We start from the raw sequence: 13,570 nt of genomic DNA, 5'->3' as shown, positions 1-13,570 counted from the left end.
CAACCGGGCCCGTCTGGTTCACTCCGTCACGTCGTTATCCGCTCAGAACGAGTGGTGAATACCGCTCAGCAGAATCGTCTGGTTTCGTCCATTCGACACACCTGCGGTAAAGAATGCGGCGTCCGTGTTCGACCCCGCGCGCATGTACAGCGCGTTCACATACAACTGCGTCGACTTCGACAGCGAATAATTGTCGCCGATCATGAACTGCGTCCAGCGATGTCCCGCGAGCGTGGTCGTCGCGGCGCCGCCAGCCACGGTGTTGAACGGCGTGAACTGATAATTCGCGCCCGCATCGTAGCTCTGATACGTGTCCGAATATCCCGCCGATTCCAGCTTCACCCGCGTGTAAAGCGCATGCACCAGCAGCTTGCCGAACTGGTATGACGCGCCCGCACCCATGTTCTGCACTTTGTCCGCGACATAGTTCGCCGCCGCGACGCCCTGAAAGGTGCCGAGGCCGGTCGTGACGATCGACGGCGTGCGGTCGTTTTCTGCGGCATACGTTGCCCCCGCCTTGAATGGGCCGTTCGCATAGGTCAGCGCGAAACTCAAGGTTTTGCCCGTGGCGAAATTCGTCGTGTTGCCGAGCCCCATCATTGCGCCGACGGTGAAGCCGCCGAAATTAGCCGAACGGAATTTCATCGAGTTGTCGTACGGCACGACGCCCGTGTCGGCGAGCGAGTCGATGTTGCCCGGGTGGAACGCGTACCAGCTCGCGGCCAGATACGCGTTGCTGAGCGGACCCAGCACGTCGAAACTGAACGGCGTCTGATGGCCTAGCGTAACCGTGCCGATGGTGTCCGAACTCAACCCCACATACGCCTGGCGATTGAACAGCGTGCCTGCTTTGGCCATCGCCCCCGTGTTCGTATAGAAACCGTTTTCCAGCTGGAAGACCGCCTTCAGCCCGCCGCCCAGGTCTTCGACTCCCTTCAGGCCCCAGCGGTCAGGCTGCGTGTTGCCCTGCTCCATCATCCATTTCGAACTCCCACCCACATTGCTGACATACGCGATACCGGCATCCAGGCTGCCGTATAGCGTCACACTGCTCTGCGCCCATGCGCCCGTCGTTGCGCAGATTGCCGTCAAGCCGGCTGCAATGATGTGCTTCACCGTTGGTTCTCCTGATCATGCGACCTTGGTCTTGCCAAGCTGTCGTCCCTGATCCTTGCATTGGGGTTATTGCCGTTCTGGTTTTATCGCGCCAAAACTGCATCGCTTTATGTTCCACCTATGGGCGTTTGTATCGCCTATGGAAAAGTATAGTGAGTCTTAAACGAGTCAAAATAAATTTTCGGACCCCGTACAAACCCGCATAAAGGGCGCGGATTTGTCTGCGAATTTGAGCAAACCCAAGCCACCAAAGGCTCTGAAACGCATAACGAGATCCCCGCCAATTCACGCAATGCCGTGTTGCGAACACCACAGTCGGTGTTTTCCCCTACGGCGCCAGATTTTTATTTTTTCTGGCTAAAGCCGCTCCTATAATTATCCATACACGAACTGATGTTCCTTGTATGGAACATAGAGCTTCAGGAGAAGGCGAGAAATGACTGATCAATGGCGCTGCGCCGGCCATGCCGGCGACCTGTCCGAAGACGCGCCGCTCGAGTTCAAACTCGACGGCACCGAAATCGGCATCTACAAAGTGGGCGACGAGCTGTATGCGCTCGAAAACGTCTGCCCCCATGCATACGCGTTGCTGACGCAGGGCTTTGTCGACGGCGACACCGTTGAATGCCCGCTGCACGAAGCCGTGTTCCATATCCCGACCGGCAAATGTCTGAAAGAGCCCGGCGGCCGGGACCTGAAGATGTACTCCGTACGTCTGGCAGGTGAAGAAATCCAGATCAAGGTGGCATGACATGCGAGAGGTAGCCGTGAACTTCAATCCTTCCCTGAAGCCGTGGCTTGCGCCGCAGCCGAATAACGTCGCCGGCAAGGGCGTGATCGAGAAGCCGGGCGAGACCGGCAACCTGATCTGGCAGAACCGCAAGGCCGAGCCGACGCAATACGAAAACGACTTCGGCGATGCGCTCGAAAAAGTTTTCGAAGCCGGCGCGATGGAGTTGCAGGAAGTCGCAGACGGTTTGAACCGCGTTGGCTTCCGCACGCCGGAAGGCGAGCCGTGGGACGCCGAGCGCCTCGCCGCCGAATTCCGCCTGCTCGCCGACTAGGCGCGCTTTCCCGAACACGTTTCATCGCATCCGTATCCGGAGTCTCTTCATGACGTCCCCCGCTACAACTCAAGGCTCAGCCGACCCGATCCAGTCCTATCTGGACAAAGGCCTGCGTAACTACTGGTATCCCGTTGCACCGAGCTGGCAAGTCGGCGACGCGCCGGTCGGCATCACGCGACTCGGCGACCAGATCGTGCTGTGGCGCGACAAGGAAGGCAAAGTCCGCGCGCTGGAAGACCGCTGCCCGCATCGCGGCGCGCGCCTGTCGCTTGGCTGGAATCTCGGCGGCAGCGTCGCGTGCTGGTATCACGGCATTGAAATCGACGGCACGGGCACCGTGCAGCGCGTGCCGGCTGTGTCGGCGTGTCCGCTCGAAGGGACGAAGTGCGTGAAGTCGTATCCGGTCGAAGAACACGCCGGCGCGATCTTCCTGTGGTTCGGCGACGAAGCGCATCAGGAACCCACGCCGCTCAAGCTGCCGGAAGAACTGGTCGGCGAGGAGTACGCGAGCTTTCTGTGCATGTCGAACTGGAAGTGCAATTACCAGTACGCAATCGACAACGTGATGGACCCGATGCACGGCGCGTATCTGCACGCGACGTCGCACTCGATGGCCGAAGGCGACAAGCAGGCCGACATGCGTGTGCGCAAAACCGAAACCGGTCTGATGTTCGAAAAGGTCGGCCAGCGCGACGTGAACTTCGACTGGGTGGAACTCGGCGAAACCGGCGCCCTGTGGATGCGCCTCGCGATCCCCTACAAGAAGAAGTTCGGTCCGGGCGGCAACTTCGGGATTATTGGCTTCGCGGTTCCGGTCGACGGCGACAACTGCCAGGTCTACTTCTGGCGTACCCGCAAGGTGCAAGGATGGCAGCGCGATGCGTGGCGCTTCCTGTATCGCAATCGCCTGGAAGGTCTGCATTGGGACGTGCTGGAGCAAGACCGCTATGTGCTGGAAAGTCTCGCGCCGAATGCCCGCGACCATGAGTTCCTTTATCAGCACGACGTCGGCATGACGCGTGTGCGCCGCATGCTGCGCCAGCGCGCGCAACAACACTTCGCCGATCTCGATGCGCATCGCGCTCAAGTGCAGGCGCAAGCGGAAGCCGGCCAAACCGCCGAAGCAGGCCACAGCCATGCATAACGACGCGCTCGCAGCGCTCAATGGCCGGCGCGTGCTCGTGACGGGCGGCGCGCGCGGTCTCGGCGCGGCGTTCGTCCGCGCGCTGGTACAGGTCGGCGCAAAGGTGGTGTTCGGCGACGTGCTGCATGAAGAAGGCCAAGCGCTCGCGGTATCCCTGAGCGAACAGGGTCATGCAGCAACCTATCTGCCGCTCGATCTCGCCGATCCCGAAAGCATCAAACAATTCGCGGAGCAGGGCGCAGCGCAGCTCGGCGGTCTCGACGCGCTGATCAACAACGCAGCGATCACCAACTCGGGTGGCAAGTTCGCCGACGAGTTGTCGGTCGAAACGTGGGACGCCGTGATGAACGTCAACGTGCGCGGCGTCTGGTTGATGAGCACCGCCGCGCTGCCGTTCCTGCGCGAGTCGGGCCGCGGCAGCATCGTCAATATCGCGTCGGACACGGCAATGTGGGGCGCGCCGAAGTTGCTGGCTTACGTCGCAAGCAAGGGCGCGGTGATCTCGATGACCCGCTCGCTGGCGCGTGAATTCGGCACCCATCAGGTGACCGTCAACGCAATCGCGCCGGGCCTGACCGAAGTCGAAGCCACCGCTTACGTGCCCGCCGAGCGTCATCAGTATTACCTGCAAGGCCGCGCCCTGACGCGCGCTCAAGTGCCCGACGACGTGACCGGGCCCGTGTTGTTCCTGTTATCCGATGCCGCGCGCTTCGTCACTGGCCAGTTGTTGCCGGTGAACGGCGGCTTCGTGATGAATTGATCTTGTCGAATCGAAAGGAGAAAGAGATGGCGGATGCCGATATCGAACGCAAATCGTGGGAACAACCCGCGGAAGCGAGCTTTGGACAATGGCTGGACAGCCGCGTCGCGCGTCTGGAAACGCGTCGCTATGACTGGGACGCGCTGAAGTTCCAGGCCGACTACGACCCGAAATATCGCCGCGCGCAAATGCGCTACGTCGGCACGGGCGGCACAGGCGTCGCGAAGGACATGAACACGGTGCCCGCAGGCGGCTTCACGTTTTCGACGATGGTGATCCCGGCGGGCAACATCGGCCCGAGCCATATTCATAGGGATGTCGAAGAAATTTTCTTCGTGCTGCGCGGCAAGATGAAAGTGGTCTGCGAGAAAGATGGTGAGACGTGGGAAGCCGTACTCGGCGAGCGCGATCTGATCTCGGTGCCGCCGGGCGTGTATCGCACGGAAATCAACATCGGTGAAGAAGACGCGCTGATGTGCGTGATGCTCGGTTCGCCTAAGCCGATCACGCCGACGTATCCGCCGGATTCGCCGCTGGCCACGCTGAAGCGCTAAGCCTTTATCAAAAGTTGCCGCTGTAAAAACTCCCGCGAAGGAAATCATGTCCGCAGTCCCGTCCGTTACCGTCGATCAGCACGCGTCGCTCGAAGCACGCGTCGCGCGCTTCCCGGCGCAGCAGGTCGAGTTGGCGTCGCAACGTGTGCTGAGCTATCGCGAGGCCGCAAGCGCCAACAGCGAAGCATTGCCGCTCGTGCTGTTGCACGGTATCGGCTCGGGCGCGGCATCGTGGGTGCAGCAGTTCGACGGGTTAGGCGCGAGCCGTCGCTTGCTCGCGTGGGATGCGCCGGGTTATGGCGCATCGTCGCCGGTCGACGCTGAGTCGCCGGTGGCTACGCACTACGCCACTGTATTGAAGGACTGGCTCGACGCGCTCGGCATCGAACGATGCGTGCTGGTCGGGCACTCGCTCGGCGCGATTATCGCTGGCGCGTTTGCTGCGGCTCACTCGCAGCGCGTGGCGGGATTGCTGCTGTTATCGCCTGCTGGCGGTTATGGCGCGGCATCCGCCGACGTGCGCGAAACGAAACGCGACCAGCGCCTCGCCATGCTGAACGAACTCGGCCCGCAAGGGCTCGCCGACCAACGCAGCACCAATATGTTGTCCGCGAACGCAAGCGACGAAGCCCGCGCGTGGGTGCGCTGGAACATGGCGCGCGTGATTCCGCATGGCTACGCACAGGCGACGCATCTACTCGCCAACGCCGATCTCGCCAGCGACCTCGCGCGCTTCAAAGGCCGCATCAACGTGGTAGTCGGCGCGGACGACAGCATCACGCCGCCCGCAGCCTGCGAGCGAATCGCCCTGGCTGCGGGCACCCAATTGCAGGTCGTGCCGCGCGCGGGGCACGCCGGTTATATCGAAGCACCCGCCGCGTACACCGCGATCATCGACACGTTCAGCCGCATCAGCGGCGGACAACGGAGCCAATGAATGACGCCCGACACTCTCAACGCCGAGCGCGACGCGGACGACGACCGCAACGACACCAGTAGCGATGGCGGCTACCGCGTGCCCGGTCTCGAACGTGGTTTGAAGATTCTGACGGAGTTCTCGCCACGCGAGCCCGTACTCGGCGCGCCGGAATTGTCCCGGCGCCTGAAGATTCCTCGCACGACGGTGTTCCGTCTGCTGCAAACGCTCGAATCGCTCGGCTTTCTCGAACGTGCTGACAAAGACCGCAACTATCGGTTAGGCGTCGCGGTGTTGCGACTCGGCTTCGAGTATCTGAGCTCGCTCGAATTGACTGACCTCGGTCTGCCGATCATCGAAGCGCTGCGCACCGAAACCGGTTTGACGACCCACATCGTGATTCGCGACGGACGCGATGTCGTATTCGTTGCGAAAGCACAAAGCCATGCGCCGATCTTCAGCTCGGTAAAGGTCAATGTCGGCACGCGTCTGCCTGCTTATGCAACGACGCATGGTCAGGTGCTGATGGGCGACATGACGCTCGACGATCTGAAGAAGCTCTATCCCGAACCAGAGCTGGAGCGCTTCACGAAACAAACGCCCGCGAACGTCGAAGATCTGTATGAACGTGTTCGCGACGACGCGCAGCGTGGTTTCGCGATCAGCGAGTCGTCGTTCGAACGCGGCATTTCGGTGGTCAGCGTGCCGGTGCGCAACGACACGGGGCGCATCGTCGCGGTCATCACGACGACGATTCCGCGTCACGAGATCGACGCATCGCTGCTCGACAGCGGCCTGATCGACAAGGTCCGCCGCGCGGCCGACGAACTTTCGCAGCGCCTTAACTATCGGCCGAAAAATGGGCCGAACGCGGGCAGCAAATATATGAAGGCATTGGGGCTCTGATGATCCAAATCGATTTGACCGGACAGGTAGCGGTGGTGACGGGCGGTTCGTCCGGCATCGGCCTCGCGACTGCCGAGCTGTTTCTGCAGGCGGGTGCATCGGTTGCGATCTGCGGCCGTAACACCGAGCGTCTCGCGCAGGCGGAAGCGGCGCTGAAAGCGAAGTTTCCCGATGCACAACTGCTCGCGCAAGCCTGCGACGTGCTCGACGCCGACGACGTCAACGGGTTCGCGCAAGCGGTGCAAACACGCTTCGGCGGCACTGACATGCTGGTGAACAACGCCGGCCAGGGCCGCGTGTCGACATTCGCCAACACGACCGACGACGCGTGGCGCGAAGAACTCGACCTGAAGTACTTCAGCGTGATCCGTCCGACCCGCGCGTTTCTGCCGATGCTGCGCGACGCCGCCGGTGCGGGTAACGCGGCGATTGTCTGCGTGAACTCGCTGCTCGCGCTGCAACCGGAGCCGCATATGGTCGCGACTTCGTCGGCGCGGGCGGGCGTGCAGAACCTGATCAAGTCGCTTGCCGTGGAACTCGCGCCGCAGCGTATTCGCGTCAACTCGATCCTGATCGGCATCGTCGAATCGGGTCAGTGGCGCCGCCGTCACGCTGCGCAAGCGCAGCCGGGCCAGAGCTGGGAAGACTGGACCGCCGAACTGGCGCAAAAGAAAAACATTCCGCTGGGTCGCTTCGGCAAACCCGAAGAGGCCGCTCAAGCGCTCTTTTATCTGGCTACCAAACTGTCGTCGTACACGACCGGCAGTCACATCGATGTTTCTGGAGGCGTTGCACGACATGTCTAACAAAACTACCGTTGGCGAACTGATCGCCGCTTTCCTCGAGCAATGCGGCGTTCAAACCGCATTCGGCGTGATCTCGATTCACAACATGCCGATTCTCGACGCGATTCACAACCGCGGCAAGATTCGCTATGTCGGCGCACGCGGCGAAGCCGGCGCGGTGAATATGGCCGACGGCCTCGCGCGGGTGTCGGGCGGTCTTGGCGTGGCGTTCACCAGCACCGGCACCGCAGCGGGTAACGCGGCGGGCGCGATGGTCGAAGCGCTGACGGCGGGCACGGCATTGCTGCACGTTACCGGTCAGATCGAAACTGAATATCTGGATCAGGACCTCGCGTATATCCACGAAGCACCGGATCAATTGTCGATGCTGTCGTCGATCTCGAAGGCCGCGTTCCGCGTGCGTTCGGTCGAGACCGCACTGCCGACGATCCGCGAAGCCGTACGGGTTGCGCAAACCGCGCCGAGCGGTCCGGTCAGCGTCGAAATTCCGATCGACATTCAGGCTGCTGAAGTCGAATGGCCCGTCGATCTGGCCGCGCCGCACGTCACGACGCTCACGCATTGCAGCCAGCGCGTTGCGCAACTGGCTGAACAACTGGCGAACGCGAAGCGTCCGCTGTTGTGGCTCGGCGGTGGTACGCGTCATGCGGCGAAAGCGGTCGAGCGTCTGGTGGCGCTGGGCTTCGGCGTCGTGACCAGCGTGCAGGGCCGGGGCGTGCTGCCTGAAGATCATCCTGCGACGCTCGGCGCGTTCAACGTGCACACGGCGGTCGAGAGCTTCTACAAGACGTGCGACGCGCTGGTGGTGGTCGGTTCGCGTCTGCGTGGCAATGAGACGCTGAAGTACAAGCTCGCGTTGCCGCAACCGCTGTATCGGATCGACGCCGACGCGCTCGCCGACAACCGCGGCTATCGCAACGAGATGTTCATTCACGGCGATGCATCGGCGGTGCTCGAAGAACTCGCGACGCTGCTCGAAGGGCGCCTCAAGGTCGATCCGAAGTTTGCACAAGACCTGGCTGCTGCACGCGAAAGCGCAGTTGCCGATGTGGGCAAGGGCCTCGGCCCGTACAAGCGCCTCGTCGATGCACTGCAAGCCGCAGTGGGCCGCGACTACAACTGGGTTCGCGACGTCACGATCTCGAACAGCACGTGGGGCAACCGCATGCTGAAGATCTTCTCGCCGCGTGCCGGCGTGCACGCGCTCGGCGGCGGTATCGGCCAGGGCATGCAGATGGGGATTGGCGCGGCGCTCGCGGGCAATGCGGCGAAGACGGTGTGCCTGGTCGGTGACGGCGGCCTGATGGTCAACGTCGGCGAACTGGCCACGGCCGTGCAGGAAAACGCCAACGTGATGATCGTGCTGATGAACGACCAGTGCTACGGCGTGATCCGCAACATTCAGGACGCGCAATACGGTGGTCGCCGTTGTTACGTCGACCTGCATCAGCCGGATTTCGCGCAGTTCTGTGAAAGCCTGAAGCTCACGCACTACCGTATCAAATCGCTGGATCAAGCCGACGCGATCATTCGCGAAGGCATTGCGAAGACCGGGCCAGTGCTGGTTGAAGTGGACATGCTGTCGGTCGGCTCGTTCGCTACCGCGTTCGCGGGGCCGCCGGTCAAGGAACGGGAGCCCGTCCATGCGTGACGCCGGCTACGCGGGGCATCACGCACCCGTCGATGTCGCGATGATCGGCTTCGGCGCGATCGGCCAGGCGGTGTATCGCTCGGTTGCCGCCGATCCGACCGTGCGGGTGTCGCACGTGATCGTGTCGGAGCGTCATATGGCGTCGGTACGCGCCGTGGTGGGCGACTCGGTCGATGTCGTCACGTCGGTGTCCGCATTGAGCAGCCAGCCGCATTTCGCGCTGGAATGCGCGGGTCATAGCGCGCTGGTCGATCACGTGGTGCCGTTGCTGAAAGCCGGTACCGATTGCGCGGTAGCGTCGATCGGCGCGCTGTCCGACATGATGCTGCTCGACGCATTGTCCGCCGCCGCCGATGAAGGCGACGCGACGCTCACGCTGTTGTCCGGCGCGATTGGCGGCGTGGATGCGCTGGCAGCAGCCAAGCTCGGCGGCCTCGACGAAGTGCTGTACACGGGCCGCAAGCCGCCTACCGGCTGGCTCGGCTCGCCCGCCGAACTGGTCTGCGATCTGAACGCGCTTACCGAAGAGATGGTGATTTTCGAAGGCAGCGCGCGCGAAGCGGCGCGGCTCTATCCGAAGAACGCCAACGTGGCCGCGACGATTGCACTGGCCGGTTTGGGCCTCGACCACACCACGGTCCGCCTGATCGCCGATCCGACCGTGACCCGCAACGTGCATCGCGTGGTGGCGCGCGGCGTGTTCGGCGAGATGTCGCTGGAAATGTGCGGCAAGCCTTTGCCGGACAACCCGAAGACGTCCGCGTTGACCGCGTACAGCGCGATTCGCGCGCTGCGCAATCGCGCCGCCCGCTGCGTGATTTGAGACCTGATTCAAGACGCGTGATTCAAGACCTTAGCTGAAGAGCAAACCGGAACGACCGACATGACTCACTTCGATACCAGCCTCGTGCCCAACGGCGATATTTTCATCGGCGGCGAATGGCGGCAAGGGCGTGGCAACCCGTACAAAAGCCTGTATCCGGCGGATCAGTCGGTCAACATGGAAATCTCGACGGCCAATGCCGACGATGCCCGCGACGCCGTTGAAGCGGCCGATATCGCGTGGCGTAAAGCGGACTGGTCGGGACTCAAGCCGCATCAACGCGCGCTGATTCTGTACCGCATCGCCGATCTGATCATGGCGCGTCACGAAGCGCTCGCGCAATTGCAGCGTCGCGACAACGGCAAGCCGATTAACGAAACGCGCGTGCTGGTGGCGAGCGCGGCGAACACGTTCCGCTATTTCGCGGCCTGCCTCGAAACGCTGGACGAAGAAGTCACGCCGTCGCGCGGCGACTATCTGACGATGAGCATTTACGAGCCGATCGGCGTGATCGCGGCGATCACGCCGTGGAATTCGCCGATTGCTTCGGATGCGCAGAAGCTCGCTCCCGCGCTCGCGGGTGGTAACGCGGTGGTGTTGAAACCGGCTGAAGTCACGCCGTTGACCTCGTTGGCGTTGGCGCGCATCTGCGAAGAGGCGGGTGTGCCGAAGGGCGTGGTCAGCGTGGTGCCTGGCAAAGGTTCGGTGATCGGCGACGTTCTCGTGCGCCATCCGCTGGTGAAGAAGGTGTCGTTCACGGGCGGCAGCGAAGTGGGCCGCGGCATCGCGCGCATCGCAGCGGACAAGCTGATGCCCGTGTCGCTCGAACTCGGCGGCAAGTCGCCGACCATCGTCTTCGACGACGCCGATCTCGATCACGCGGTGAACGGCGTGTTGTACGGCATCTTCAGTTCGTCGGGCGAGGCGTGCATTGCAGGTTCGCGGTTGTTCGTGCAGCGCTCGATTTACGACGCGTTCATGAAGCGACTGGCCGAAGGCGCACGCAAGCTGCGCGTCGGCGACCCGTCGCGGACGGAAACGCAAATGGGTCCGCTGATTACGGCAGCGCATCGCGAAACCGTCGAGCGTTATGTCGCGCTAGGTCTCGAAGAAGGCGGCCGTCTGCTGTGCGGCGGCGAGCGTCCGGTCGGCGATGGTCGCGAGCAAGGCACCTACTTCCAGCCGACGATCCTCGAAGGCCTGACGAATAACGCGCGCATCTGCCAGGAAGAAATCTTCGGACCGGTGCTGGTGGCGATGCCGTTCGACGACGAAGCATCGCTGCTGAAAGAAGCGAACAACAGCATGTTCGGCCTTGCCGCCGGCATCTGGACGCGCGACTACAAGCGCGCTTACCGGACCGCCCGCGCGCTCGAAGCCGGCACGATCTGGATCAACACCTACAAGCTGTTCTCGATCTCCACGCCGTTCAGCGGCTGGAAAGAGAGCGGCATGGGACGCGAGAAAGGCCGACTTGGCATCCGCGAATACATGCAACAGAAGAGCCTCTACTGGGGCTTGAACGACGCGCCGCTGGCGTGGGCGAACTAAGCAGACAAGATACGCAAGAGGCACGTTATGACGATTCTCGGCATTGAACAGATTATTTACGGCGTGACAGATCTCGCCGCCTGCCGCTCGTTTTTCGCGGACTGGGGTTTGAAGGAAGTCGAGCACGACGCCACGCACGCGCGCTTCGAAACGCTGAACGGCTGCACGATTCTCGCCGTCGATGCGAACGACCCGTCGCTGCCGCCCGCGTTCGAAGAAGGTCCGACGTTGCGCGAAGTGACGTGGGGTGTGGCGACGCAAGCCGAACTCGACGAATTGCGTGGCCGCTTCGCCGGTCAGCCGGGCCATTTCGAAACTGAAGACGCAGTCGGTTGCATCGACCCTAACGGTATGGCGATTCGCGTCGAAGTGACCCGCAAGCGCGCGCTGGACGTGCACGGTTCGCCATCGAACGTGTGGGGTCAAACGTTGCGCGTCAACCAGCCGTCACCCATCTATGAACGCGCCGAGCCGGTCGAAGTCGGCCACGTCGTGTTCTTCACGAACAAGCTCGCGGAACAGGAAAAGTTCTACCAAGAACTGCTCGGCTTCGAAATGTCGGACCGCTATCCGGGCCGTGGCGCGTTCATGCGTTGCGCACCGCACGGTGGCCACCACGACATTTTCCTGCTCGCGTTGCCCAACGGAAAGCGCGGACTGAACCACGTCGCGTTCACCGTGCGCGACATCCACGAAGTGTTTGGCGGCGGCATGCATATCAGCCGCTGCGGTTGGGATACGCAACTCGGGCCGGGACGTCATCCGGTGTCGTCGGCGTACTTCTGGTACTTCCAGAACCCGGCTGGCGGTCTGATCGAGTACTACGCCGACGAAGACCAACTTACGCCCGAATGGCAGCCGCGCGATTTCGAACCGGGTCCGACGGTGTTCGCCGAATGGGCGATCGACGGCGGGATCGACGGCAATACGCGGCGCCAGAAAAACGCGAAGGCGCCGGAAGGCAAGTTCATGACGGAGCGCAAAAATGACTGATGCTGCTACTGCAAAGGCGCAAGCCGCCCATGCCGAACTCGAAGCGCCGCGCACGATCGTCGTGATCGGCGGGGGGCAGGCGGCTGGTTGGGTCGTGAAGACGCTGCGCAAGGAAGGCTTCGACGGACGTCTCGTGATGATCGCCGACGAAGTGCATCTGCCTTACGAACGTCCGCCGCTGTCGAAGGCCGTGCTGGCCGGCGAAGCGGATATCGACACCGTGCGGCTCGTGAAGCCCGACGATTTCGACGCGCTGAATGTCGAAGCGTGGCAGCCGGATTGCGCGAGTTCGATCGATCGCGAGCAGCGGATCGTGCGCACGCAATCGGGCCGTGAAGTGCAATACGACCGGCTGGTGATCGCCACCGGCGGCGCGGCGCGCAAGCTGCCGGATTCGTTGGTCAAGACCTCGCACGTTGCCTATCTGCGGACGCTCGACGAAGCCGTCGCACTCGGCGAGCGTCTGCGTTCGAGTCAGCGCGTGCTGGTGGTCGGCGGCGGCTGGATCGGCCTGGAAGTGGCGGCGACGGCGCGCAAACTCGGCGTCGACGCAACGGTGGTGGAAGGCGCCCCGCGCCTGTGCGCACGTTCGTTGCCGCCGATGGTTTCCGACTTTCTGCTGGCGTTGCATCGTGCGAATGGCGTGGATGTGCGCTTGAACGCGTCGCTCGCCAAGCTCGAAGATCACCCGAATGACGCGAACCGCATTCGCGCCACCTTCGCGGACGGCTCGACGCTGGACGCCGACTTCGCCGTCGCCGGTATCGGCCTCACGCCGCACACGGCGCTGGCCGAAGCAGCGGGCGTGAAGGTGGACGACGGCATCGTCGTCGATCACTTCGGCGCCACCGACGACCCGCGCATTTTCGCTTGCGGCGATGTCGCGAATCATCCGAGCGCGTGGCTCAAGCGCCGCGTGCGGCTCGAATCGTGGGCCAACGCGCAGAACCAGGCGATTGCCGCCGCCAAGGCATTGCTCGGCACCTTCGAACCGTACGCGGACATTCCGTGGTTCTGGTCCGATCAGTACGACGTCAATCTGCAGATCCTCGGCGACATTCCGGGCGACGCGCAACTCGCCGTACGCGGCGATTTGCCCGGCAAACGCGCGACGCTGTTCCATCTGGAAGACGGCGCGATTCGCGGCGTGATCGCGATCAATACGCCGCGCGAACTGAAACTGTCGCGCAAGTGGATGAACCAGGGCCGCACGATCGACCTTGCCACCCTGACCGACGCCTCGACGGCGCTTGCCTAACCACATCTACGGACGGCACTACGGC

The 13,570-nt window shown here is 62.8% G+C and carries 14 protein-coding genes; 13 read left to right on the top strand and 1 reads right to left on the bottom strand.

Features of this window, described 5'->3' with window-relative positions:
• Nucleotides 1–42: 42 nt before the first annotated feature.
• Nucleotides 43–1,116, bottom strand: a complete 1,074-nt coding sequence (locus tag LMG28727_RS23070) for a porin (protein ID WP_201644631.1) — start codon at nt 1,114–1,116, stop codon at nt 43–45.
• A 436-nt stretch (nt 1,117–1,552) separates the two neighbouring features.
• Here LMG28727_RS23070 and LMG28727_RS23065 point away from each other — a divergent pair, with 436 nt between their 5' ends.
• From LMG28727_RS23065 to LMG28727_RS23005, 13 genes are read left to right on the top strand one after another with little or no spacing between them, the layout of a single operon-like run.
• A complete protein-coding gene (locus tag LMG28727_RS23065; RefSeq protein WP_074770853.1) occupies nt 1,553–1,867 on the top strand; it encodes a non-heme iron oxygenase ferredoxin subunit in 315 nt (104 codons plus the stop codon).
• Between the two features lies 1 nt (nt 1,868).
• Nucleotides 1,869–2,180, top strand: a complete 312-nt coding sequence (locus LMG28727_RS23060; protein ID WP_201644630.1) for a recombinase-like helix-turn-helix domain-containing protein — start codon at nt 1,869–1,871, stop codon at nt 2,178–2,180.
• A 49-nt stretch (nt 2,181–2,229) separates the two neighbouring features.
• Nucleotides 2,230–3,327 carry an aromatic ring-hydroxylating dioxygenase subunit alpha gene (locus LMG28727_RS23055; protein ID WP_201644629.1) on the top strand — a complete coding sequence of 366 codons (1,098 nt, stop codon included), beginning with the start codon at nt 2,230–2,232 and terminating at the stop codon, nt 3,325–3,327.
• Nucleotides 3,320–4,087, top strand: a complete 768-nt coding sequence (locus LMG28727_RS23050) for an SDR family oxidoreductase (RefSeq protein ID WP_201644628.1) — start codon at nt 3,320–3,322, stop codon at nt 4,085–4,087. The genes LMG28727_RS23055 and LMG28727_RS23050 overlap by 8 nt, the downstream gene beginning before the upstream one ends.
• 26 nt (nt 4,088–4,113) lie before the next feature.
• Entirely contained in the window at nt 4,114–4,641 is a 528-nt protein-coding gene (locus tag LMG28727_RS23045; RefSeq protein WP_201644627.1) for a cupin domain-containing protein, read from the top strand.
• A 46-nt stretch (nt 4,642–4,687) separates the two neighbouring features.
• Nucleotides 4,688–5,578, top strand: coding sequence for an alpha/beta fold hydrolase (locus LMG28727_RS23040; protein WP_201644626.1), 891 nt, complete (start codon nt 4,688–4,690; stop codon nt 5,576–5,578).
• Nucleotides 5,579–6,463: an IclR family transcriptional regulator gene (locus LMG28727_RS23035; protein ID WP_201644625.1), complete on the top strand. Its 885-nt coding sequence runs from the start codon at nt 5,579–5,581 to the stop codon at nt 6,461–6,463. It begins immediately after the preceding gene.
• Nucleotides 6,463–7,269: an SDR family oxidoreductase gene (locus LMG28727_RS23030; protein WP_201644624.1), complete on the top strand. Its 807-nt coding sequence runs from the start codon at nt 6,463–6,465 to the stop codon at nt 7,267–7,269. The genes LMG28727_RS23035 and LMG28727_RS23030 overlap by 1 nt, the downstream gene beginning before the upstream one ends.
• Nucleotides 7,262–8,920 carry a thiamine pyrophosphate-binding protein gene (locus LMG28727_RS23025; protein WP_201644623.1) on the top strand — a complete coding sequence of 553 codons (1,659 nt, stop codon included), beginning with the start codon at nt 7,262–7,264 and terminating at the stop codon, nt 8,918–8,920. Before LMG28727_RS23030 ends, LMG28727_RS23025 begins: the two co-directional genes overlap by 8 nt.
• Nucleotides 8,913–9,743, top strand: a complete 831-nt coding sequence (locus LMG28727_RS23020) for an aspartate dehydrogenase (RefSeq protein WP_201644622.1) — start codon at nt 8,913–8,915, stop codon at nt 9,741–9,743. Before LMG28727_RS23025 ends, LMG28727_RS23020 begins: the two co-directional genes overlap by 8 nt.
• Nucleotides 9,744–9,803: 60 nt before the next feature.
• Nucleotides 9,804–11,294: an aldehyde dehydrogenase gene (locus LMG28727_RS23015; protein ID WP_201644621.1), complete on the top strand. Its 1,491-nt coding sequence runs from the start codon at nt 9,804–9,806 to the stop codon at nt 11,292–11,294.
• 27 nt (nt 11,295–11,321) lie between these two features.
• Nucleotides 11,322–12,287, top strand: coding sequence for a VOC family protein (locus LMG28727_RS23010; RefSeq protein WP_201644620.1), 966 nt, complete (start codon nt 11,322–11,324; stop codon nt 12,285–12,287).
• Nucleotides 12,280–13,545, top strand: a complete 1,266-nt coding sequence (locus LMG28727_RS23005; protein ID WP_201644619.1) for an NAD(P)/FAD-dependent oxidoreductase — start codon at nt 12,280–12,282, stop codon at nt 13,543–13,545. Before LMG28727_RS23010 ends, LMG28727_RS23005 begins: the two co-directional genes overlap by 8 nt.
• The last annotated feature ends 25 nt before the right edge of the window (nt 13,546–13,570 follow it).

It is taken from the genome of Paraburkholderia metrosideri (genome assembly GCF_904848625.1).
Taxonomy (GTDB): Bacteria; Pseudomonadota; Gammaproteobacteria; order Burkholderiales; family Burkholderiaceae; genus Paraburkholderia; species Paraburkholderia metrosideri.
The sequence above is the reverse complement of the archived record's forward strand: the minus strand, read 5'-3'. Positions and strand labels throughout refer to the sequence as shown.